This window comes from Streptomyces sp. NPDC051173, assembly GCF_040689515.1.
In the GTDB taxonomy this organism is placed as follows: domain Bacteria; phylum Actinomycetota; class Actinomycetes; order Streptomycetales; family Streptomycetaceae; genus Streptomyces.
In genome coordinates, this window is sequence record NZ_JBFBBD010000021.1 from 78,969 (window position 1) to 100,563 (window position 21,595).

The 21,595-nt window shown below is 68.5% G+C and carries 32 protein-coding genes; 8 read left to right on the top strand and 24 right to left on the bottom strand.

Annotated features, from left to right (window positions below; translation table 11 throughout):
* Positions 1–2 precede the first annotated feature (2 nt).
* The 19 genes from AB0435_RS14485 to AB0435_RS14575 all read right to left on the bottom strand — a co-directional run bounded on the left by AB0435_RS14485 (position 3) and on the right by AB0435_RS14575 (position 11,423).
* Complete coding sequence (locus tag AB0435_RS14485; protein ID WP_366427125.1) at positions 3–863, bottom strand: bifunctional DNA primase/polymerase; 861 nt, start codon at positions 861–863, stop codon at positions 3–5.
* A gap of 88 nt (positions 864–951) precedes the next feature.
* On the bottom strand, positions 952–1,380 hold the full coding sequence (locus AB0435_RS14490) for a hypothetical protein (RefSeq protein ID WP_366427126.1): 429 nt from the start codon (positions 1,378–1,380) through the stop codon (positions 952–954).
* On the bottom strand, positions 1,377–2,114 hold the full coding sequence (locus AB0435_RS14495) for an exonuclease domain-containing protein (protein WP_366427127.1): 738 nt from the start codon (positions 2,112–2,114) through the stop codon (positions 1,377–1,379). The genes AB0435_RS14490 and AB0435_RS14495 overlap by 4 nt, the downstream gene beginning before the upstream one ends.
* A 2-nt stretch (positions 2,115–2,116) precedes the next feature.
* The gene (locus AB0435_RS14500) at positions 2,117–2,383 is read right to left on the bottom strand and encodes a hypothetical protein (protein ID WP_366427128.1); all 267 of its coding nucleotides are present in this window, start codon (positions 2,381–2,383) and stop codon (positions 2,117–2,119) included.
* 151 nt (positions 2,384–2,534) lie between these two features.
* Positions 2,535–2,816, bottom strand: coding sequence for a hypothetical protein (locus AB0435_RS14505; protein WP_366427129.1), 282 nt, complete (start codon positions 2,814–2,816; stop codon positions 2,535–2,537).
* Positions 2,813–3,010 carry a hypothetical protein gene (locus AB0435_RS14510; RefSeq protein ID WP_366427130.1) on the bottom strand — a complete coding sequence of 66 codons (198 nt, stop codon included), beginning with the start codon at positions 3,008–3,010 and terminating at the stop codon, positions 2,813–2,815. Before AB0435_RS14510 ends, AB0435_RS14505 begins: the two co-directional genes overlap by 4 nt.
* Before the next feature lie 12 nt (positions 3,011–3,022).
* On the bottom strand, positions 3,023–3,211 hold the full coding sequence (locus AB0435_RS14515; RefSeq protein WP_366427131.1) for a hypothetical protein: 189 nt from the start codon (positions 3,209–3,211) through the stop codon (positions 3,023–3,025).
* A gap of 13 nt (positions 3,212–3,224) precedes the next feature.
* Complete coding sequence (locus AB0435_RS14520) at positions 3,225–3,350, bottom strand: hypothetical protein (RefSeq protein ID WP_366427132.1); 126 nt, start codon at positions 3,348–3,350, stop codon at positions 3,225–3,227.
* Positions 3,347–3,598, bottom strand: a complete 252-nt coding sequence (locus AB0435_RS14525) for a hypothetical protein (RefSeq protein WP_366427133.1) — start codon at positions 3,596–3,598, stop codon at positions 3,347–3,349. Before AB0435_RS14525 ends, AB0435_RS14520 begins: the two co-directional genes overlap by 4 nt.
* A 141-nt stretch (positions 3,599–3,739) precedes the next feature.
* On the bottom strand, positions 3,740–5,962 hold the full coding sequence (locus tag AB0435_RS14530; RefSeq protein ID WP_366427134.1) for a cell division protein FtsK: 2,223 nt from the start codon (positions 5,960–5,962) through the stop codon (positions 3,740–3,742).
* A gap of 94 nt (positions 5,963–6,056) precedes the next feature.
* Entirely contained in the window at positions 6,057–6,386 is a 330-nt protein-coding gene (locus AB0435_RS14535) for a hypothetical protein (protein ID WP_366427135.1), read from the bottom strand.
* A 138-nt stretch (positions 6,387–6,524) separates the two neighbouring features.
* Entirely contained in the window at positions 6,525–7,628 is a 1,104-nt protein-coding gene (locus AB0435_RS14540; RefSeq protein WP_366427160.1) for a DUF2637 domain-containing protein, read from the bottom strand.
* 11 nt (positions 7,629–7,639) lie between these two features.
* Positions 7,640–8,284 (bottom strand): hypothetical protein, encoded by a 645-nt coding sequence (locus AB0435_RS14545; protein WP_366427136.1) that lies wholly within the window; start codon positions 8,282–8,284, stop codon positions 7,640–7,642.
* Positions 8,281–8,913 carry a GGDEF domain-containing protein gene (locus AB0435_RS14550; RefSeq protein WP_366427137.1) on the bottom strand — a complete coding sequence of 211 codons (633 nt, stop codon included), beginning with the start codon at positions 8,911–8,913 and terminating at the stop codon, positions 8,281–8,283. The genes AB0435_RS14545 and AB0435_RS14550 overlap by 4 nt, the downstream gene beginning before the upstream one ends.
* On the bottom strand, positions 8,910–9,440 hold the full coding sequence (locus AB0435_RS14555; RefSeq protein ID WP_366427138.1) for a DUF6303 family protein: 531 nt from the start codon (positions 9,438–9,440) through the stop codon (positions 8,910–8,912). The genes AB0435_RS14550 and AB0435_RS14555 overlap by 4 nt, the downstream gene beginning before the upstream one ends.
* Complete coding sequence (locus AB0435_RS14560; RefSeq protein WP_366427139.1) at positions 9,440–9,970, bottom strand: WhiB family transcriptional regulator; 531 nt, start codon at positions 9,968–9,970, stop codon at positions 9,440–9,442. Before AB0435_RS14560 ends, AB0435_RS14555 begins: the two co-directional genes overlap by 1 nt.
* Entirely contained in the window at positions 9,967–10,380 is a 414-nt protein-coding gene (locus AB0435_RS14565) for a sigma factor (protein ID WP_366427140.1), read from the bottom strand. The genes AB0435_RS14560 and AB0435_RS14565 overlap by 4 nt, the downstream gene beginning before the upstream one ends.
* Positions 10,381–10,469: 89 nt before the next feature.
* A complete protein-coding gene (locus AB0435_RS14570; RefSeq protein ID WP_366427141.1) occupies positions 10,470–10,928 on the bottom strand; it encodes a transcriptional regulator in 459 nt (152 codons plus the stop codon).
* 42 nt (positions 10,929–10,970) lie between these two features.
* Positions 10,971–11,423 (bottom strand): protein kilB, encoded by a 453-nt coding sequence (locus AB0435_RS14575; RefSeq protein WP_366427142.1) that lies wholly within the window; start codon positions 11,421–11,423, stop codon positions 10,971–10,973.
* A gap of 783 nt (positions 11,424–12,206) precedes the next feature.
* On the opposite strand from AB0435_RS14575, the gene AB0435_RS14580 reads away from it, so the two are divergent.
* The 5 genes from AB0435_RS14580 to AB0435_RS14600 all read left to right on the top strand — a co-directional run bounded on the left by AB0435_RS14580 (position 12,207) and on the right by AB0435_RS14600 (position 15,999).
* The gene (locus AB0435_RS14580; protein ID WP_366427143.1) at positions 12,207–12,542 is read left to right on the top strand and encodes a winged helix-turn-helix domain-containing protein; all 336 of its coding nucleotides are present in this window, start codon (positions 12,207–12,209) and stop codon (positions 12,540–12,542) included.
* A gap of 239 nt (positions 12,543–12,781) precedes the next feature.
* Entirely contained in the window at positions 12,782–14,197 is a 1,416-nt protein-coding gene (locus tag AB0435_RS14585; protein WP_366427144.1) for a helix-turn-helix transcriptional regulator, read from the top strand.
* Between the two features lie 46 nt (positions 14,198–14,243).
* Positions 14,244–14,927: a RibD family protein gene (locus tag AB0435_RS14590; protein WP_366427145.1), complete on the top strand. Its 684-nt coding sequence runs from the start codon at positions 14,244–14,246 to the stop codon at positions 14,925–14,927.
* Between the two features lie 35 nt (positions 14,928–14,962).
* Positions 14,963–15,385, top strand: a complete 423-nt coding sequence (locus AB0435_RS14595) for a deaminase (RefSeq protein WP_366427146.1) — start codon at positions 14,963–14,965, stop codon at positions 15,383–15,385.
* Positions 15,386–15,675: 290 nt separating this feature from the next.
* Positions 15,676–15,999: a DUF4190 domain-containing protein gene (locus AB0435_RS14600; protein WP_366427147.1), complete on the top strand. Its 324-nt coding sequence runs from the start codon at positions 15,676–15,678 to the stop codon at positions 15,997–15,999.
* A 366-nt stretch (positions 16,000–16,365) separates the two neighbouring features.
* Here AB0435_RS14600 and AB0435_RS14605 read toward each other — a convergent pair whose 3' ends face one another.
* The gene (locus AB0435_RS14605) at positions 16,366–16,617 is read right to left on the bottom strand and encodes a hypothetical protein (RefSeq protein ID WP_366427148.1); all 252 of its coding nucleotides are present in this window, start codon (positions 16,615–16,617) and stop codon (positions 16,366–16,368) included.
* Between the two features lie 58 nt (positions 16,618–16,675).
* A complete protein-coding gene (locus AB0435_RS14610; RefSeq protein WP_366427149.1) occupies positions 16,676–17,455 on the bottom strand; it encodes an alpha/beta hydrolase in 780 nt (259 codons plus the stop codon).
* A gap of 230 nt (positions 17,456–17,685) precedes the next feature.
* Here AB0435_RS14610 and AB0435_RS14615 point away from each other — a divergent pair, with 230 nt between their 5' ends.
* Complete coding sequence (locus AB0435_RS14615) at positions 17,686–18,015, top strand: DUF4190 domain-containing protein (protein WP_366427150.1); 330 nt, start codon at positions 17,686–17,688, stop codon at positions 18,013–18,015.
* 217 nt (positions 18,016–18,232) lie between these two features.
* Here AB0435_RS14615 and AB0435_RS14620 read toward each other — a convergent pair whose 3' ends face one another.
* Positions 18,233–18,718 carry an ATP-binding protein gene (locus AB0435_RS14620; RefSeq protein ID WP_366427151.1) on the bottom strand — a complete coding sequence of 162 codons (486 nt, stop codon included), beginning with the start codon at positions 18,716–18,718 and terminating at the stop codon, positions 18,233–18,235.
* Between the two features lie 268 nt (positions 18,719–18,986).
* Between AB0435_RS14620 and AB0435_RS14625 the strand changes: the two genes are divergently transcribed.
* On the top strand, positions 18,987–19,844 hold the full coding sequence (locus tag AB0435_RS14625) for a helix-turn-helix transcriptional regulator (RefSeq protein ID WP_366427152.1): 858 nt from the start codon (positions 18,987–18,989) through the stop codon (positions 19,842–19,844).
* Between the two features lie 10 nt (positions 19,845–19,854).
* The gene (locus AB0435_RS14630; protein WP_366427153.1) at positions 19,855–20,052 is read left to right on the top strand and encodes a DUF397 domain-containing protein; all 198 of its coding nucleotides are present in this window, start codon (positions 19,855–19,857) and stop codon (positions 20,050–20,052) included.
* 354 nt (positions 20,053–20,406) lie between these two features.
* Here AB0435_RS14630 and AB0435_RS14635 read toward each other — a convergent pair whose 3' ends face one another.
* A complete protein-coding gene (locus AB0435_RS14635) occupies positions 20,407–21,003 on the bottom strand; it encodes a hypothetical protein (protein ID WP_366427154.1) in 597 nt (198 codons plus the stop codon).
* The gene (locus AB0435_RS14640; RefSeq protein ID WP_366427155.1) at positions 20,936–21,529 is read right to left on the bottom strand and encodes an alpha/beta hydrolase; all 594 of its coding nucleotides are present in this window, start codon (positions 21,527–21,529) and stop codon (positions 20,936–20,938) included. The genes AB0435_RS14635 and AB0435_RS14640 overlap by 68 nt, the downstream gene beginning before the upstream one ends.
* Between the last annotated feature and the right edge of the window lie 66 nt (positions 21,530–21,595).

A 21,595-nucleotide genomic window follows, 5' to 3' on the forward strand; every position in this document is an offset into this window, starting at 1 on the left:
GGCTACAGCCCCAGCCGGGTCAGGGCGTTGGTCCACGCGTCGGTGCAGTGCCGCGGGGATTCTCCCTTGGCCTGAGCGGCGGCGAACAGCCGCGTGACGTGAGCGTCCGTGAGGCAGCCGCACCGGCCATGAGCGGACAGCACGGCGAGGAAGGCGCGGTAGACGGTGTTGTGAATGCCGCTGGTGGCCTCGGTGATGCGCTGCTCCGCCATGGTGATGCCGCGCTCCAGGTAGGCAGGCGTGCGGTGGGGGCACTGGCCGTCCCCGGCCTGTGCGGGCACGGTGATGGCCTGCGGTGTCGCCTGGACGGAGGCGGGCTCCCTCACGGTCAGGGCGCGCACGGTGTCGGGCAGGTCGTTCAGGGTGCCGGTGCCGGGTCCGAGCCAGCGGGCATAAGACATCAGGGATTTGATGTCCACGTCGGCCCGCACCTTGTTGGCCGACTGCATCGCGCCCCGGTAGATCCAGTGTTCCCCCCGGGTCGTGGCGACCGTGCGGGTGGCCGGCAGGGTGACGCGGGCCCATGTGATCGCGTCGGCGTTGTCCAGGTCCACGACCGTCAGCCCCGCCCCGCCCGGGTGGTAGGCGACCCCCGCCGCCTGCATCCAGGCGCGACGCCAGACGCCAGAGGTAATGACGGCGGGGTCGGTGGTCGCGGCGGCCCACGCGTGGCAGGGCCCTGGGCAGGAGCACGGTCCTGCGGTCTTCATATTGGCCCGCCCACCGCACGCGTTGTTGGCGCAGCGGCGGCAGTTGCCGAACGGCACCTTCCCGGCGCGCAACGGCAGCACGGGGACGCCGGAGGCGGCCAGGGAGAGTGCGGTATGCAAGTGGTCTCCCCGGGTGTCGGTCGGTTGCGTCATGCTGGAGTCCTCCACGGCTCTGTTCTGGGCAGGTGGACAAGGGCGGCCCCGCGACTTTGGCGAGACGGTGGGGCCGCCCTTGACGTAGTTAGTGCTGGTCGCGGGCGTCGCAGTCGCAGTCCTCGGGGTGCGGGCAGTCGCAGCCGCACGGCTCTTCGTCGTCGGCGGTGTCGTAGCCGAGCGGGGCGAGCTCGCTGTGCGCGCGGTCCAGGAATTCGGTGAGGGTCTCGGCGATGATCGCGGCAGACGCGAGGGCCGACCGGGCCTCGCCGAGGTGGTCACCGGGCGTGCCGTAGTCCGCCGTGACCCTGCCGGTCTTGGCGAGCACCTCAAGGAATCCGGAGAGCTGGTCGAAGCTCTGCGGCAGGCGCTGGGTGAGCTGCTTGAGCGATGCGACCAGGTGGTACGCGTCACCGGGGTAGGTCAGCTCCCCCTTAGCGCTCTGGGTGGCGTGGTTGAGGCTGCGGACCGCTTCGGCGGCCTGGGCCGCCAGGTCCTGCGGATCGGCGGTCATCATCGGGGAGGTTCCTCTCCGGTGCGCTGGTTCGGGATGAGCGGCCACGAGCCGTCGACGATCGCGGCCGGGTCGGTGCGGCGCCGGTAGTCCTGCAGGCTCGCGGCCTGCGCGGCGGCCCATTCGGTCTGCCGCTGGTGCAGTACGGGCAGTTCGGTCGCGGCCAGCTCGGGGAAGGCGCGTGGCAGGCGCCAGGCGAGGCGGGCCGCGGCGTACGCGTCGTTGGCGGCCTCGTGCGGGCCGTCGTGCCGGACCCGGTAGTGCTGGCACATCGCGGGCAGGGTCCGCTTCCCGCGCCGGTAGCGGTTGACGTGCTTGTCGATGACGAACGGGTCGATGACCGGGGCCAGTTCGGCCCCGAGCCGGGCGGCCGGCGCGTCGACGTCGTGGCGGGCGCACTCGCGGTCCAGGACGGTCAGGTCGTAGCGGGCGTTGAACACCACCACCGCAAGCCCCTTCGCGAGGTGGTCGACAAGGTGGTTGACCACGTCGGTGAGGGCTGCCTGCGGCGTGACGCCTTCGGCGCGGGCCCGGTCGGTGGTGATGCCGTGGATCGCGGTGGCCTCGTCGGGGATATCGACGCCGGGATCGACGATCCAGGTACCGGTAACGGGCGGCTGGTCGCCCCCGACGAGGACGACCGCGGCGGCCACGATGCGCGCGGTGTCGGGATCGGTGCCGGTGGTCTCGAAGTCGAGCGCCAGCATCCGCGAGTCGAGCCAGGTGGTACCGGTCATGCTCAGATCTCCTTGGGATTCTCGATGGCGGACAGTGCAGACAGGTCCGCGTCGGCATGCGCGGTACCGGTGCACTCCCCTGTGGGCACGGGCCGTTCCTGTGCGGTCGTGGCGGGGGTGGGCTTGTGGTCGGCCCGGGCGTAGAGGCGGTTCCGCCTGCCGTCCCGAGTGGGGTAGACGCTCACGATGCCGACCATGAACGTGCCGTCCAGGGCAGCGACGACGCTGTCGGTGTCGGCGGGGTCGCAGATGATGCGGATCTCGAACACGGGCTTCTCCTCTGGAGATCTCAGAAGGGCGCTTCGTCGCTGTAGCCGTTGACTGCCCACGGGGCGCGGACGGTGCGGCAATCAGACCGGGGCGTCTCGGCGAGGACGAACGCGGGCCGGGGACAGTCGGCGCGCTGAATGCGCAGGCGGATCACGCGGTCTTCCTTTCGCTCGGTGCGGGGTTGCGGCGGCGGGTGTCGAGGTGGGTGACCGTGGCGAGACGGTCAGCAGGCAGGGCGTGGTGGGCGGCCAGGGGCTCGCCGCCGCCGTGGGGCGGCTCGGGCGGTGCGGCGGGCTGCGGCTGGTAGGTGGCGAGGACGGCGGCGGCGGTCGCGTCGTGGCGGGCTTGGCGCAGGTGCCCGGCGATGCAGACCGGGGCGAGGATCGCCGCCGGGCCCATGAGGACGGCGGCGGCGATCAGATCGGGGTTCATGCGGCTTCTCCCCGGGCGGTGGCGAGGAGGGCGGGCAGGGCGGCGCCCAGGGAGCGGAGTCGCTCTTCGATGGCCTGCCATGAGGCGGTGTCGATGCTCATCAGCGCGCCGATGGCGGCAGGGAGGTCGCCGCGGGCGTGGGCTTCGAGGGCCGTGCGCAGTTCGGCGGCGGCCATGAGGGACGGAGTCGCCATAGCCGGGCTCCTCTACAGGTTGCCGATGGCGTTGATGAGGGCGGTGGAGAGCTGGTTCATGGGCTTGGCGGCGCCGGTGGAGGAGAGGTAGAAGCCGAACATCATCGCGACGAAGGCGGACCCGTAGCCGAGGGTCCTGGAGCGGAGCAAGAAGAACAGGACCAGGCCGAACAGGGCGACGAGCGAGACCGTGATGGCCATGCGAGACCCCCTTTCAGGGAAGTTGGGTCGTGGTGGCGGGCTGCGGGACGGCCGGGCCCGTGTCCTGGCCGGAGCAGGTGTCGGCGGCGAGACCGAGCAGGACCGCGACGAGCGCGAGGTAGAACAGGCGGCGGATCATCGGGTGCCGTCGCGGTGGAGGCGCATTGCGACGTTGAACAGGTGGCGGCCGACGCGTATGCGCTTGCGGTCGCCTCGGCATCGGCGGCAGGTCCTGCCGGGCTTGAGGCGTCCGCGCCGGTCCTTCTTGAGCGCGTAGCCGAAGCCCTTGCACTTGCGGCAGTTGCCGAACGGGCTGGCCACACACAGAGATGCATAACAGAACGTGACGATCAGCAGGGCGGCGATAGCGAGCAGGGCAGGGGGCACGAAGGGGCTCCAGGGGCTGCTTTCGGGGGTTTCCGCAGGTGGGCCGCTATGCGCTAGCAGCCTGATCAGTGGCCGTATGGGCCGCTATCGGGGCTGCTATCGATAGCGGGTGGGCGCGCTATCGATAGCAGCCCCGGACGGTCAGCTCGCGTCCCGATTTCGGTTACGCTCAGCTACCACGTTGGTGATGTCGTCGCGCTTGATGCCGCGCTTGTTGACGAACTTGCCGTCGATGCGGCGCCCCACCTGCCCGGCGGCGATGCCGTAGGGCTTCAGGACTGCGGTCAGGTGAGCGGTCTGCTCCTCGCCGTTCATGCGGGCCCAGTCGCCGTAGCGCTCAGGCCGCAGCTCCGCGAGGCGTTCGACCACGGTCTCGTTCCATACCTTCGCCTCCGCCTCGGGTACGACGGCGAGGATGTCGGCCAGCAGGGTGTCCGCCTGCTTGTCCTTCTTCGGCGCGTCCGGGTCGGGCAGGGTGCCGGCCGCAGCGCGGGCGGTCCTGGCGCGCTCGCAGATCGTCTCGGCGGTGGCGTTGTCGATGTAGTACGACCGGACGATCTGGGGGTTCGGCCCCGCCCCGACCAGGTAGCCAATGCCCAGGTCATCGGCGGTGAAGGAGGTGGCGCGGATGCCGTTCTTGTACATCGAGGTGCCCAGCACCATGTCGTTCTCGGGCTGGCCCATGACCTGAAGGCAGAAGCGGATGCCGACGTTGGCGCTGATCGCCTTGGGCAGGGAGTCGGCGTCCGGGCGCTGGGTGCCCAGCAGCAGGATCACCCCCAGCGCACGGCCCCGCTTGATGATGGCCGTGGCCAGTTCGGCAGCCTTCCTTCCGAACTTCTCGTGGGTGAAGACTTCCTGGCACTCGTCGATGGACATCACCAGCGGGTGCAGGCCCAGCGATTTCTTCGCCGCCAGGGCCGGGGTGACCTTGTTCTCCGGGCAGATGTCCTTGGGCAGCTTGTTGATGACCCTCGCGCGGCGGTCGAGTTCACCGTAGACGTACTCCATGGCGTCCACACATCCTTCGACCGTGGCGTCATCGCCCGGACCGGAGCCGTAGGTGTGGGAAATGGGCTGGAACGAAGAGAAGTCGCCGGTTCCCTTGAACTCCCAGGTGTGCAGCTCAGCGGTCGGGTCCATCGCCGCAGCGAGCAGCAGGATGCGCAGCGCGAACGTCTTGCCCCGCCCGGGCATGGCGCCGGTCAGGAAGTTGGCGTACATCAGGTCGAAGCCGACCTGCCGGCCGCGCGGGTCGGTGCCGTACGGCACGGGCTTGAACAGCGAAGCCGTGCCGGTCTTCAGCAACGGCCATGAGGGCTGCGGGGCCCGGGCCATGTCCTGGTCCCCGACCCACAGCATCACCCGCCCCGGATGCTCCCCGGGCACGGGCTCGGGCCACACGCATCCAAGGGACTTGCGCAGACCCGACGCGAGGCGCTCGCGGCGGTCCAGCACGTCGGAGACGGTCACCCCGTAGGGGAGATCGAGGTCGGCACGCCATCCCTTGCCATCGCGCTGGATCGGTGCCTTGAACTCCACACCCGGCTTGCCCTTCGCCGCCTGCTTGTTGATCTCCGCGATCCCCAGCGCGGCGAACGCCCTCGCCACGATGTCGGAGGTCAGACGCTGCACCTGCGGCAGGTCCACCGCACGCGTGATGACCGGCGCGTCCTCCGGGCGCCCGAGGTGTCCCAGGGCCAGCAGCAGTGCGCCGACCGACACCGTCTGGAGCCACCCCGGCGCCAGGACGTACAGGGCCAGTGCCGCACCTGTACCGATCAGGCAGACGAGCACCATGACCAGGGTACGCAGCCGTACCCGCCCGTCGCGCTGCCGGGAGAGCTTGAGATAGGTGGCGGCGTCCTCCTTCTCCACCATCGCCAGACGTACCGGCTCACCCTCCTTGTCTGCGACCCACCGCATCGTGCCGCCGACGAACTTCGCGGCCCCGCGCGGCGACAGCAGCGCGAGGCGCGCGGCGTACACCGGGGAACGCAGCACGTGGTACCCGGCCTTGTGGCCGTAGTGCCCGGCCACCCAACCCGTGGCGGCCTTGAGTTCGGTCGTGGACTTCAGCCACACCGGGACGATCGGCCGACGCTTGGCGCCCTTGAGCCGATCCATGAACCCGGGCCCCGCCGGGGCCGGACCGTCCACCATCACCGGCCCCGGCTTCGACGGCTCCGACACCGGGGCGCCGCCCGACTCGTTCGCGGTCGGGTCGGCGGACCCGCTTGTCTCGGAGTCGGCCGACTCACGCGCCGTGCGGGCCTTGTCCAGGTCCACCACCTCGGCCCCGGAGCCGGTGGCCATGTCGGCTTCGAGCCGGTTGAACAGCTCGCTTTCGTCGTCGTGATTCACTGCTGGTTCCTTCCGGAAACGGAGGGGTTGGAAGGGGGCCCGGACGGCGCTTTGGACGGCCGACCGTCCGGGACCCCGGCTCGTGACGTGCGGTTCAGGCAACCGGCCAGTGCCGGTCGTGGTTGGGGTGGGCGGCGGCGATCTCCTGCCACCGGCGGCTCTCCCCCGCGTCCGGGCGCGTCAGGCGGGCACGGAAGGTGCAGCCTTCGACACGGCACCGGTGGGTCTCCGCGAACAGAGCCTCCAAGAACTGGCGCACCGTGACGTAGACACAAGCGGAGACCGTCAGGACGCTCGCGGCCGCGGCGCTCACGGGGACGCCGTACGCGAACAACTCCCGCGCCTGGTGCACCCCGAGGGCGGCACCGACAGCGGCAGCGGCAGGGACGGCGCAGCGGCGAAGCCGCACCTTCGTGATGACCATGTGGGCTCCCTCCAGGGGAAGACAGAACGCGGCTGGTCCGGACAGCTCGGCCGACAGGCGGCCGCCCGGACCTCTGGTGTGGGGTTGTGCCTGCTCAGAGCTGGTTCTGGAACAGCCCTGCCGCAACGATCGGTTCGCTCATGCCGCGGCCTCCGTCTTCTCCGCGTGCGCGGCCGGGAGGGCGTCGCGCGGGTCGACGGGCGAGGCGGGGAGTTGTGGTGTGCGGGCTTCGTTCAGGCGGGTGCTGACCCAGCCGACGGACCAGCCGGTCCGGTCGGCGATCTGCCGCACGGAGTGGCCGGCAGCGTGCCCGGCGCGTACGGCCTGGAGGGCGTCCGCCTCGTTCATCTTGACCGGGGCGGGGGTGTTCACCGGCTTCGCCCTGGCGACCGGCCGGGCCTGTGCCGCCCGTTCACGGGCGGCCTTCTCCGCGCGTTCACGAACGGCGCGGGCCTGCTGTTCATCCTGTTCACGCTGCTGCCGCTCCAGCCGTTCACGCTCCTCACGCTCACGCTGTTCACGGCGGTCCCGTTCGGCCCGTTCACGTTCCTCACGGGCCTGCTCGAACTCCCGCTGCTCACGCTGTTCCCGGTCGATACGGTCCGCTTCCTCACGGCGGAGGCGTCCCTCGTGTTCCCACTGCTCACGGCGTGCGGCGGCTTCCCGCTCCGCGCGCTCCCGCTCCAGGCGGGCCGTGTGTTCACGGGCTTCGCGTTCGAGGCTCTCGGCGTCGGCGCGCTGCTGTTCACGCTCCGCACGGGCCAGGCGTTCACGCCCGGCCTCCTCCCGCCGTTCACGGTCCTGCTGCTCGCGCTGTTCACGGGCGATCCGCTCCAGGGCCACCGTGATCGCCCGGCGGTAGGAAAGACCCGCCTCCGAGGTGACGATGAGCAGGGTCGGCGCGACCGCGTGAACGGCCACGCCGACGAGGTTGCCGCGCAGGGCGGAGTCACCGATGTTCAGGGCGAGCGTCATGATCCCGGTCAGCCAGCGCAGGACGGCCGGCCACCGCCCGGCCGTGCCCCCGAGCCGGGCGACCGTGGAGTCCAGCCGTACGACGATGACGACGGCGGCATCCACGACCACGGGCAGGATCGGCGCTGTCCACCCCCATCCCGGTGGGGTCACCCCGCGCACGAGCGGGGTGACGGTCAGGACGGAGAAGAGCACCGCCCCGAACGTGATGCTCCACGTCCCCAGCGACAGCGTCCGCTCGGCGGCCTGGATCTGGCCCGCGCTCATGGTGGCGGGCCTCACGCGGCCACCGCCCCGGGCGGGTCGCAGGGGATGGCGAGGTGGGTCATGCGGGCGTGCCCGGCGGCCTGGCGGCCGGTGAGCACGCCGTGCTCGTCGACGGCGGCGGCCAGCCGCAGCACCCGGTCCCACAGCGGAGCCAGCGCCGCATCAGCAGCGGCCTGCACCGTGGCGTAGTCCAGGGCACCCGGAACACGGCCGCCGAACGTGACCTCCCGGTTCATGTGCGTACGCATCGCATCCACCACGCACTGCCGGTCGTCGGCCGCGGAGCGCTCGGCCACCCAGGCGCGTTCCGGGCTCCACAGCCCCATCTCCCGCATCCACCGGTCCTGCGCGCGTTCCCCTGCCGCGCACATGGCGACATAGCGCACGTAGGGGACGCTCCACTGGCCACCATGGCGCACCCACGCTGCCGCCGGACGCTCGCCAGCGCCCTTGCCGAGATCCTCGAACAGACGGATCTCGGCGACGGGAATGCCGAACGCGAAGTCCAGGACCGCGTGACCGGCCTCGTGGACCGCTATCGACCGCCGCAGCGTCGCGTCACTGAACGCGAGAACGCCGTACGCACTGATCCATTCGCGGGGTTCGGGGTGGCGGGTGTAGAGGGGCTTGTCGGAGTTCAGGTGCCAGGTGGTCATCGCGCACCTCCCGAGGTGCCACGCCGCCCGGTACGGCGGCCGTTGGTCGTGGTCATGGACGGGATCGGCCCGTGCGCGATGCACCAGCCGCCGCCGGAGCGCTTCGCGGCGTACATCGCCTCATCCGCCCGCCGCATCGCCCGCCCCAGCCCGGACTCCGCCAGGCCCTCCTCGCGGTACGCCCCGACGGACGCCCCTACCCGCAGCTCATGCCGGCGGTAAGGAACGGACCCGCACAGGACCTCATGCAACGAACCGAGGGCATCGGGCAGGTGGGAAGGGGCGGTGATGGCGGCGGCGAACTCATCACCGCCCAGCCGGGCCGCGTACCCGCCATGGTGCTCAGCCCACCCCGCCAGCCGGGCAGCTGAGGTGACCAGCACCGCATCCCCCGCGGCGTGCCCGTGGGTGTCGTTCAGGACCTTGAACCGGTCGAGGTCCACCCAGACCAGCACCAGACCCTGGGCCCGCATCCTGCGGACCCAGGCCAGGAAGGCGGTGCGGCCGGGCAGGCCGGTCAGCGGGTCACGCCGCGCCCGCTCGATCTGCCTCCGGAACCACAGACCATGAACCGACCAGCCCACCGCCAGCGGACCAGCCGTCGCCGCCACCGGCAGGAGCAAGCTCACGCCCTCACCCCCGCGCCCACCAGCGGCACCACCTGAACCGAAGCCAGGAGATCAACCCCTGCCGGGTGACCGTGGAAGTCCGCCCCCGCGTCCTCCGACCACCCCCACGTCTCGCCCGGCGCCACCTGCCACCCCAGCGAGGCCAGCGCCCCGGCGCGCTCAGCAGGCGTAGGAACGGTGTAACGGCGGGACGCGGGCCAGCGGTGCTCAGGCCAGTTGGCCACGCTCCCGGGAAGACTGACGAACACCTTCCAACGAGCCGCAGCCGTCGCCCCCTTGCCCCTGCCCCCCACGGTCCAGTCGCAGCAGGACCGCGACAGAACAGCCAGACTCCACGCCGGCACCCTCACCGGCCGCTCCACACGGAAGCCAGCGGGACGGGTGTAGTCCTCCCGGACGAGGTCCGGGTCGAGGTCGAGGAACTGGTGCCGCTGCTCAGCCAGAACACGCCCCGGCTGCGCGGCCCGCAACTCCTCCAGCAACACACCCAACTCCGCCGCCGCGACAGGTGCACTGATGGTGGCCATCACGCCGCCTCCTTCGTGGTCCCGGTGCTGCGCAGTCGGCGGTCAGCCGCGGAGTTGACTGAGCGGCACCGTGCGCACGCGTCCTCTCCGTTACGGCGGTGACGTTGATAGCCACGCCGTGTACCGCACTTGACGGGCTCACGCTTCGGCCGGGCCGGAACCACGACCGGCGGCCGGGCCGCCACGGCGGCCTCCTCCGGCTGGCGCGAGAGGAGGTAGAGCCAGGAACGCTGTTCCGGGCTGGTCCCACCACGGATACCGAAGCGGGACCGGTGGCTCTGTCCCTCCTCAGCCCTGAGGGCATCAGCCAGGCACGCAGCTGCCACCGGGCAGCGCACACAGATCTCCCGCGCCAGTTCGGCGGTCTGCTTGTCACCGGACTCGGGGAAGAACAGCTCCGGCTCGACCTGCGCGCACAGAGCGCCGGTCAGGCCAGGGTCCGGCGCCGGCTCGAACGCCAGCACCCCGGCAGGACGCGTCGCCAGGTGAGGCGACCGCCTGCCCGCGATCGTGAAATGCCGGTCACTCACGCCGCCACCCCCAGCACCGGAGAGGCCGCGAGCGCAGCTAGGGCGGTCATCCGCTCGACCGCGCGCTCCTCGGCTGCCGGGGCCGCAGGCAGCTGGCGGGCCTCGAACCAGTCGCCGAAGTCCGTCACCCTCTCCCCCGCGCTCTGGCGGCGGTAGTGATCGGTGATGACGTGCCGGGCGAGCGTCCTCAGCAGACCGGCAACCCGGCCGTCGACGGGGCGGCCGGAGTAGCCGCGGACCAGACGGAGGAACGTCTCGCTGGTCAGGTCCTCCGCGAGGTGCCAGTCGGGGCGGTCGAGACGGTTGAGGATGAACCGCTGGACACCCCCGCAGTGCAGGGCGAAGACCTCCGAGAGACGGTCCGAATCAGCGCTGCTCACCGGGGGATGACCTGCTGTAACGTCGAGCATGGGTCGTGCTCCTCTCACAGGTTGGAACGGCCCGAACAGCGGTCCCGGTGTTGCGAGCACCGGGGCCGCGCCGTTGAAGTGGGGTGCCGTCAGACGGCGGCAATGATGAGCGCGGCGACCAGCAGCCACAGGTGGTGCCAGCTCTGATCCAGCGCGTAGGCGCCGGTCCCCAGGCTCGGGTTGTCGCCCATGCCGGGACGCGGGGACCCGAGCCGGTAGAACTCGCCCTTGCCGGTGACCTTGGCCAGCCACGCGAGGGTGGAGCGGCGGTCGGCCCACCAGTGCGAGACCGCATCCACCCCGAGCCCGGCAACGATGCCGGACACGGACAGACGCAGGTCCAGCAGCAGAGCCACGGGCACAAGCAACACGACCTTGGTGAGCGTGAGCGTGGCGACGTGCCGGGCGTCCGCGAGACGGCCGACCCAGCCCGTACGGCCCTTGTTCAGGGACTGGTGCGAGGACTGCACCCAGTGGTCGCCCACGCTGTGCGCGACGTACAAGGCGACAAACACGGCGGCGAAGGTGATGGCAGCCGGAGAGGTCATGCTGGTCACTCCCTGCGGATGGCGAGCGGCTGATGGAACAGATCAGGCGTAGAGGGCGGTGGAACCCATCTCGCGCAGTGCCGTGTGTGCCTGGCGGGCGCGCAGCCCGGCCACGTCCAGCTCATCGGCCGGCACGTCGCCAAGCGCCATGGCCGCGTCGACCGCCTCCTGTGCGACCGCCAGCAGACGAGCATCGACCGTGGCCATGTACAGCGTGTCCATGGCGGACGTGACAGCCGAGCGGGCCGCGTAGCGGGCCTGGCGGGCCTCCACCGTGTCGGCCAGAGCCTCCCGGCGGGCCTTGATCTTCAGATACTGCTGTTCGCGGTGACGGACCAGAGCGCTCAGCAGCGCCGGGACCGCCTCAGCGAGCGCCTGACGGCGCCGTTCGATCTGCGCCGCCCGGGTGGTGCGGCTCGCAGTCAAGTGCTGCATCAACCCGGCGACCAACGCACCGGCGAGCGTGCCCAGTACGGCAATCAGCGTTGCGATCACGACGTCTCCCAAAGGGTTCGGATCGGATGGTCCGGCTCCCCTCAGCGCTGCTCGTACGAGACGAGCAGCGGAGGCAACCGGCCGCGGCACCACAGCGCCGCGGACCCAGCAGGGCAGAGTCGGACCGGAAGTTGTAGCGGCGCCGCCAGCCGGTCCATCACGGCAGCGCCGGGGTATGTCGTCGGTTCACACCGACCTCCCGCCAAGAGCAGGGACACGGCTTCACCAGTGCGCCGTTGCCACGGGCACCGGCCCCGAGCCGGGAAAAGCGGGTGCGTCATCGTCACTGCTCTGACGCCAGCAGGGCGGCGCGTACCAGGTGGCACCCAAGGCGCTGTCCTCCAGTGATGAAGGCATGCTCCCCAAGAGCGCTTCTCCAGAGCTGACACGCAGGACAGGACACGTTCACCTGCCACGAAGTGGCCGCCAGCGGCCGTCACCCGGGCCGTTGCGGGGACGGGACTTATGCCCCGTCAACTCATCACACTGTTCAGTTTTCAAGTGAACAGACGCTCCCGACGGTGCGCGGTAACCCCTAATCAGGGCTCCCGTTTACACGGGGCACATCGGCGCGGCGATCAGGTACTTATGCAGGTCAGAACAGCCCGACGACGGACTCTCTGTGCTGGCTGGAGCCCCGAACTCCCGGGCCGTCCACCAACACCACTGTTCTAGCACGACCAATACAACCAGCACAAGAGGTTGTGTCAGTAGTGCCGATTGGATCAATGAGGGGCCGGTTAGCATCAAGGCATGACGCCTACCCCTGACGACGCACGCCGGGTGAACGAGAAGATCGCGGATGCCCTCCGCGCGGATATCGTCTCGGGCAAGCTCAAACCAGGTGAGAAGCTGCCGGCCGTTCGCCAGATCGCGGAGCGCTTCGAGGTCGCCGCCGGTACTGCCACCAAGGCGCTACAGCTGCTCGCCAAGCGTGGCTTCGTCCGCGCCGAGTCGACGCGGGGCTACTTCGTGAACGAACAAGCAGAGGGACAAGGAGAGCAGGGCCCCAGCTCGGAGTTTGTGACGATCATGCGAGAGATCGAGTCACTGCGGGCACACCTTGCCCGCATGGACGACCGGCTTCAGCAGCTGGAGAGCTCGGTCCAGCCTCACTGACGAGTTGAGCTGTTCGCTCAATCCGCCGCTCCAGATCGCGCACGTCCGCCGAGAGCTGGTGTAAGGCCGTCAACAGCTCGTGCCGCTCAGCAGCCGTCAATGTCACGGTCGCTCCTCCTGCTCTAAACGACGTCGATAGATTGGTGCCCTCGTCGTTTGTAGCGATGGCACAGGCCTGACCAACAGGGCAGCGATGTGGCCGCCCTTGAGCGGCCACATGGCCACATGGAGGTGGACTCATGGGACAGCGTCCGAACGAGTTGACGCCCTACGCGAGTCCGTGGCACTTCCTTGGTTCCGCCATGCGTGATTGGCGCGACCGGCGCGGGTTATCCCTGGCCAAGCTAAAGGCCCGCATCAGGTACGACTACTCCTATATGGGGCGCGCCGAGAGGGGTAGCCAGCCCCCGTCAGAGGCTCTGGTGGAGGCGTACGACAAGGCCCTGGACGCCGGGGGCGTCTTAGTCAGCCTGTACCGGCAGGTCCGAAGCGGCGTCGACGTCGCGGCTCTGGCCCGTGGCTATGTGGCTAAAGCGGGGCCTCATGTGGCTAACGGCCAGCCAGGCCTGGCTGACAACCCGAGCCCCCAGGCACTGTCGGACGAAGAGGGGGTCGCTATCCCCTGCCGTACGTCCGACGGAAGGATCATTTTCGTGTCCCTGCCTCGCAGGCTTTTCCTGGGAGGGATCGGCGCCGCCGCTGCGAGCGTCGCCGGCGCGTCTTTCGCCCAGGCCAGCCCCTCCTTGCCACAGGTCCCCGTCTCGGACCGCAATCCTGTCGAGCACCTACAGGCGATCCGCCGCGTACTCATCGACTCAGACAACCTCTTCGGCCCCCGCCAGCTGATCCCGAAAGTTCAGGAACAGATCAACGTCATAACGGCGCTACGCGAAGGAAAGCGCGGCGCCGACCGTCGTCAGCTACTCCAGGTGCAGACTCAGTTCGCCGAACTGTGCGGCTGGTTCCACCAGGACGCGGGAGATCATCGAGCGGCGCAATACTGGACCGACCGGGCCTTCCAGTGGTCACACATGGCAGGGGACCCCGATCTGACGGCCTTTATCCTGGCGCGCAAAAGCCAGCTGGCCGGCGACATGCGGGACGCGGTGGAAGCTGTCGACGTCGCAGAAGCTGCGGAGGACGCTGCCCGTCCAGGCACGCGCCTGGCTGCCGTTGCTGCTACGTACGCCGCTCACGGGTACGCCCTCCGCGGGGACAGCAAGGAAAGCCTGCGCGCATTCGATCACGCGAGGGAGCTACTCCACGGGGATCTCAACCCGGAATCCACCTGGGGGGTCTGGCTCGATGATGCGTACATCGACGTCCACCGCGCCCGCAGCCTATCCATCTTGGGCGACCACCGCGCCGCAGCCGACGGCTTTCGCACGGCGATTGCCGCCCTGCCTGCCGGATACCACCGCGACCGGGGCGTCTACCTTGCCCGGGAAGCGTTGGCTCACGCCGGCGCCGGAGATGCAGAGCATGCCTCAGTCGTCGGGCGTCAAGCACTCGCCATCGGCAACGAGACCGGATCGGCCCGCATCCTGTCGGAGCTGGCACAGCTCGACTCCCGCCTCCAGTCATGGCACGCAGCGCCGTCTGTGCGCGAGTTTCATGACTCGCTGAACGCCTCTGTACTCCATGAGGCGGGATAACCCTCTCCACCCTCCGCCCTTGATGCAACGACCACGGGAGAACACCTTGCCCCGCCCATATGTCCTGCTGAGCGTCGCCACCTCCGTCGACGGCTACATCGATGACACGAGCGCAGATCGTCTTCTCTTGAGCAACACGGAGGACTTCGACCGAGTGGACCAGGTCCGCGCGGAGTCCGACGCGATCCTTATTGGCGCCGCCACCATAAGGGCCGATAACCCCCGCCTCTTGGTCAACAGCGAACAGCGCCGCGCTGACCGTGTCACCCGCGGCCTTCCCGCATATCCCCTGAAGGTCACCATCTCAGGCAGTGGTGAGCTGGACCCAGAGGCGAAGTTCTGGCATCACGGGGGTTCGAAGGTCGCCTACACCACCAACACGGGAGAGGAGAAGCTCCGTATTCGGCTCGACGGCCTGGCTGACGTGGTCTCGCTCGGAGAGGCCATCGACTTCGGCAAGCTACTCGATGATCTGGGCGAGCGCGGGATCCAGCGACTGATGGTAGAAGGTGGCGGGTCCATCCACACCGCTTTCCTCTCTCAGGGATTGGCAGATGAGATCCATCTCGCCATCGCTCCCCTGATCGTCGGCGACGCCGATGCACCCCGCTTCCTGAACCCGGCGACCTACCCTGGCGGCTCCGCCCACCGCATGACTCTGGCGGAGACGCGCACCATCGGCGACGTCGTCCTACTCCGCTACTTGCCCAAGCAGGAGAACGCCGTATGAGCCACGACGTCGCCACCGGAGCAGACCGTTCTTGGATGGCTGAAGCTATCGAGCTGTCCCGCAAATGCCCGCCGGCCAATGGCGCATTCTCTGTAGGAGCGATCATCGTTGACGCGGACGGCAACGAGATGTCGCGCGGCTTCTCGCGTGAGACCGACCCACACGTACACGCCGAAGAGGCAGCGCTCGCCAAACTCGCCTCGGACGACTCACGGTTGGCCGGGGCCACGCTCTACAGCACCTTGGAGCCGTGCTCGCAGCGCAAGTCGAGGCCACGGACGTGCAGCCAGCTCGTGCTCCAGTCCGGGATCCGTCGCGTCGCCATCGCGTGGCGCGAGCCCACCACCTTCGTCAACTGCGTCGGCGTGGAGAACCTGCGGGCCGCCGGAGTGACAGTGGTGGAGCTCCTCGATTTGGCGGAGCAAGCCCGGTCCGTGAACGCTCACCTGCTCGACTAGACGGTCCAGCTGGCGCTGGGCAGCCCCCGGCGCGTGCACGATCCCGTCTCATTTGCCGTCTCGTTCACCGCAGTACGCCAACGTTCATAACTCGTCCAGCGGGGCACGAAATCCCCGCCGCGAACGGTCATGAACGTTGGCGTACAGCCGCCCAGACAGCAGGAACGAACCTGCAAAGCGAGTTACGCCGGTTCGATTCCGGTCACGGCCTCCGCGTAAGTATCCGCGCACCCGCGGAATGAGTATCCGGCCTGATGTCCGCTGCTCCCTGGCGGCCGTACGGTCCGGTCATGACCAAGCGCGCCATGTTCCCCGCCCACCAGAGCCTGCCCTCCCCCGACGACCGCGACGGCGCGGGGGTCGCCGCCCTGGTCCTCGGCCTGATGGCCCTTCTGATGACCTGCCTGGTCAGGGGATTCCTCTTCGCCATCCCCGTCGGCATCGCCGCGATCGTCTGCGGTTCGATCGGCGTCGGCAGGGCGAAGCGCGGCGAGGCGAGCAACGGCCGCATGGCCCGCGCCGGCCTGACCATCGGCTCCGTCGTCACCATCTCGACGCTCGGCTTCCTGGTGTGGCTGATCCAGGGCCTGCGCGACGCCTACCCCTCGTCCTGACCGTCGTACCCCACGGTATTGGTGGCCAGCTCCTCCGCCGTGATCTCCGTGGCCCACCCCTCGGGCGGCTCCTGATAGGGGCTGCACGTCCCGCAGTTGGGGCAGGTCCACCGCCCATGGATCCCCTGGACGACCGATCCGCACCCACTACAGGTATCAGTGGTGTGATACGGCTCGCCGGGCAGGGCGTGGGGGCGCCATGACTGTTCGTCCATGGCGACAAGCCTGCCATGGGCGCCGCGCCCGCTACGTGGCGTATGCCGCATCGGAATGCGCGACGATCTCCCTCCGGGCGGCCGCGCCTGCGTCGGTATCGCCGTGCCGCCAAGCGGACTTGAGGGTTGCGAACCCCTTCGACGCACCGGGTCAAGCGTGCGGGAGCTGATGCCGTAGGTGAACCAGGGTAACCAGCACCCGGTCAGTAAAGACCAGGTCGCGCTTCGGTCCGGCGCCCGGCCGCTGCCTGCGGCCACCGCCGCGCCGCTTGTCCAGCGCGGACTCGCACAGCGCGGCCCGCGGACCGGCCAACTCCTTGAGCAGACCGCTGAGGTGTGCACGGGAGATGCCCGTGAAGGCAGGATGGGACATGATCGCACGGGCCCACTTCTTCGTCGTCACACACGAGGAACCCGTGCGGCCTGCTCCACGCCACGCCCCGAAGTTGCCCGCGTGCCGGCTACGGCTGGTCATGGTCCGCGAGCGCCGCCGCGGTGGCGCGTACGAAGGCTTGGGGGTTGTCCAGCATGATGTTGTGGCCGCAGTCCGAGATCGGGACGACGGACACGCCGGCTTGGGTGAGTGCGTCGGTGCCCGGGAGCGGACCGTCGGCCTCGGGCAGCAGGTAGGCGCGGGGAATCTTCAGGTCCAGCAGGAGTTCGCGCATGGTGGGAACGGTCCCGCGGATGAGATGGGTGGCGCTGCGGTGGAGGGCTTCCCGGCCGGCGAGGCGCATGGTGGACCACCAGTGGGAGCCGACCCGGTCGCGGACCTCTTTCCAGCCTCCTGCCAGGAACTCCTGCTCGGAGTACGCGGCGATGCCACTGCTGCCGCTGGAGCCGGGCGTGCGCGGGATCGGGTCGAGGTTGGCGTCGACCAAGACCAGGCGGGATACCAGGTGGGGATGGCGGGCGGCCAGGACGATGGCCACGGAGCCGCCCATGCTGTGCGCGATCAGCTCGGCGCCGGTGACGCCTGCAGAATCAAGGGCTGTTGCGAGAGCGTCGGCGTGCGATTCCAAGGTGTAGCCGAAACCCGTCGGCCGGTCGCTGATGCCGTGCCCGAGCAAGTCGATCAGCAGCGAACGGCGGCCGGCCAACAGAGGGTGGACCGCGACCTCGGCGAAGTAGGCAGGCGACGTCGCACCCAAACCGTGCATGTACACGCGGGGCGGCTCCTGGCCCGGTAGTTCCACCCAGCGGATCTGGTCACCCTCGGCCGTCACGGTGGCGGTACGCACAGTCTGCTCCCCTGCAGTCAAGATCGGTGGTCAGACGAGAGTAGCCACCGCGCTCGGCGCGTCGCCGCCGACCCTCAGCGCAGACCCCTATCCAGGCACCAGCGCCCGGCCTCGGCCAAGCCTCGTCACCCACTGCCTGATTCGCTCACAACCTTGTGATTACCCGCGCACTCGCAGAGTGAGTACCCGACCCGATGCCCGCCGCTCCCCGGCGCTCGTACGGTCCAGGCATGCCGAAGCGAGACACCTTCCCATCCGACCGGCGCCTGACCGCTCCGGACGACAACAACGGCGCCGGAACGACGGCGCTGGTGCTCAGTCTGACGGCCCTCCTGATGGTCTGCTCGGTCTGGTTGATCTTCCTGGCGATCCCAGTCGGCGCCGTCGCGGCCCTCTACGGCGTGGTCGGCGTCGACAGGGCGCGGCGCGGCCATGCGACCAATGGCGGCACAGCCCTCGCCGGCCTCGTCCTCGGCTTCCTCATCACGCTCGCGACAGGCGGCCTCCTCTGGGTGAGGCAGGGGTTCGGGTTCTGGATGATCTCGGGGTACTGGGGTTAACAGGACGACGGCGCGTCGTACGCCATCGTGTTCACGTCCAGCTCCTCCGCCGTGATCTCCGTGGCCATCCTCGACGGCTCCTGATAGGGACTGCATGCTCCGCAGTTGGGGCAGGTCCACCGGCCTGGAGCGCCGCGATCGCGCTGCTTGTCGAGGCCTGGGTAGCAGTCGGCACTCACCGGCTGGGTACAGCTACCCGCCGGAGCTGATGCGTGCCTCAGAGTCGGGCATAGCGTTTCGCCGCCTCCCGCGTGAAGACGACCCACATCTTGTTCCCTGCCAGCAGCCCGCCCGCCTCGGCCAGCCCGCAGATGCCGTCACAGGCGTCCACGAACGCCTGCAGCATGGACAGAGCTTGGAGCCGCCGCTCACGGCACGCGCCGATCACATCCCCCTCGTGCGCGGGGTGATCGTCGAACACGGTCAGGCGAAGCACGCCGAACCGCCACCGCACGGACAGGTTCACCTCTCCGCCGGATGTGAACAGGCAGACGTTGCCGAGGAGTTCCGATGCCGAGAGCACCGCAAGCTCGGTCAGGTCGCCGAGCCCGTGATCGTCGAGGAGGCGCCGCACGAAGGTCCGCGCCGTGGACAGGCAGTACGCGCCGCCCGGCAGTCCGAGCGAGTAGTTGAGGTTGGTGGGGGTGGGGGCGAGGCGTTGCGGCTGAATCTCGCCGGGCAGGCAGAGCGAGCTGTTGCTCATGGCGGTCACTCCAAGCACGTTGGGGGGTAGCGGAGTTCTCGCACGCGGGCGGGACGGTGGCTCGCCTCCCTGAGCGCGGCACACACCCACCCAGGGAAGGCGGGCATGCTCGCGCGGTGCACTTCCGGCGCCACTGCGTGTGAGCCAAGCAACACCGAAGGTAGCCCACTGCAGGCACACAGTGCTACCTGACCGTAAAAATCTGTTACTAGTGGATCGGCGCCCCCGCACACGGGCAGACTGTCTGAGGTATCCCGAGAGAGGTGACATGCCCCCAAGAAGCACCCCGACGGTTCGCCAACGCCGACTTGGCAACGAGTTGCGCAGGATGCGTGAAGCCGCAGGCGTAACGACGCAGGAGGCCGCGTCCCTACTGGGCGTTGACCGCACCCGGATCCCGAACATCGAGTCCGGGCGCTTCGGCATCAGCACCGACCGCGTACGCAAGCTCGCCGTCAACTACGGCTGTCCGAACAGCGAACTCGTTGAAGCTCTTACATTCATGGCGGAGGAGCGGGGCCCTCACCGTTGGTGGGAGTCGTACCGAGGGGCTCTTCCGGCAAGCTTTCAGGACATCGCCGAGCTTGAGTACCATGCCGTCGCATTGCGCGTCTTCCTCATGGTTCACATGCCGGGCCTGCTCCAGACGGCAGAGTACGCACGCGCAGCGTTCGAGAAGTCGCTCATCTCGCTCCCCGCAAAGGAGGTTGAGCTACGTGCCACTCACCGCATGCGGCGACAGGAGATCCTCACGCTTCGCGAAAACCCCCCGGAGTACACCGCGATCATCCACGAAGCGGCTCTGCGTATGCAGTTCGGCGGGCCGAAGACAGCTCGCAACCAGTTGACTCATCTCCTCGACATGAGCGACCGCAGCAACATCACCATCCGAGTCGTGCCTTTCAGCGCCGGCGGCTTCGCCGGGCCTGGTCAGCCCATGTTCTACGCTCACGGCCCGGTGCCCCAGCTCGACACAGTGCAGCTGGACAGCTTCCACGGATCCATCTTCGTCGACTCCGAGACGCAGTTGAAGAACTACCAGCGCTTGCTCGACAGCACGCAGGACACCTCGCTGCCCGCCAGCAAGTCCCGTGACCTCATCCAGTCCATTGCCAACGAACTCTGAAAGGCCCACCATGTCCCAGATCCAGTGGCAGACTCCCTTTTGCGGCGGCGATGGCGGCAACGCCTGCATCCAGATCGGCCACACCACCGACGGCACCCCCATACTCCGCGAAACCGCCCGCCCCAACGAGCTGATCACCACCACCCGTGAGAGCCTCCGCTACCTGATCGAGGCCGCCAAGCGCGGCGAACTCGACCATCTCGCATAGACCGGGAGCGTGTCATTCAAGAAGGGCGACCTGTCGCATAACCAGCGGAAGCGCCCGGCAAGGCCAGGGTCCGCCTTTCTGGGGCATCGCCCGCTCGTGCTCGGAGTGTGCGCGTCGGTCGGCGGCTTCGGCGGGGCGGTCAGGGAGATGCTGGACGATGCGGCGGTACTCAGAGTCCTCGCTCTGACAGGCATCGGGCTGTTGGGCCTGATCCTCGCGATCGCTTGCGTAGTGGATTACTCGAGGCGGTAGCCGGGCGGCAGGGGCAGGTAACCTCACCACATCTGTCGGGGCACCTACTTGGGCGAGGCCACCATTACCAACGAAGGTGACCCCACACCCGCCCTTACTTGGTCAGTGGCTTTCCTTCGACGGAGTCGAGGACGGCATCGGAGTCCCCGCCGACCAGAAGTCCGACCGCTGGTCCGGGTAGGGGATCTCGGAACCAGCATAGTTGGGGCCATTGGTCTCGCTCTTCGGAGGCGACACCTCCGACTCCTGCAAGCATGGCGTGGTGACATCAAAGAACGCCTGCCCCTTGTCACCGAACTCCAGACTCATACGGAAATCCCCCGGCGCTGAAGCAAATATCGCAGGGAACTCCTTGTCCGCAGCAGTATCGGTGATTTCGTAACCACGACTCTTCCAGTAGCGCTCAACGACACCGAGAAAATTTCCGCGCCGCTGCTCGGAAATTAGGGTCATGACGGCACGCCGACGGGTGATGGATCCGGTGTTGGAACCGCGACAGCTCCCGTCGGTTGTTTCGCCATGCGTCCACTTGACCGGTGGAGCGACGGCTGCCAATGTCTCGTCGAGAACCTTGTCAGAAAACTCCGCCCCTTGCTGCATATTCATTCGAATCACCTCACCCTTCACTCCGTCACCAGTCGCCCCACAGCCGGACAAGGCCAAGACCCCCGCCAGAAGAGCAATCAATCGATACTTCATCTCGGCTTCTCCGTTGTGATTTTTCGGGATGCCCAGCCACTATGACGCCAATATTGCGCGCCGAATATGGATCTCGATCCGGATCAAAATATCCCGAGTGAGCTGGGAACGGATCGCCATGGATAACAGGCCGCGGACCGTCATTCACTCGGAATCGACGGGCACCGAAACCTTCACTCGCCGGATCTTGACCGAACCAATTCTTATCGTCGTCCCCCACCAACTCATACGCGAGGAGCCCACCCGGCGGTCCGCCGATCATGGTTCCCAGGAGTCCAGCAGCACCCTTCTTCGGACTGGGGGCCCTTGAGACTGGATCGTTGTCCGCAGCACCGACAAAAACGTGATCCCTTCCCACCCCCAAGTCGGATGCCTTGTCGACTCCTACACCGGGACTGCCGAGCAGAACGATGTCATCAGCAGGTATGCCGCCGGGCTGCTGAGACGCCTGACCCACGGTGAGGGAGCCGTAGGAATGGCCGACAGCGGTTACATGCCAGGGCTGATTCAAAGTCCTGGTGATCACGCGGAAGTGCTGGTCACAACGGGGTGACGATCCGTCGGGGCGTCGCTACGAACACAACGAAGCTCC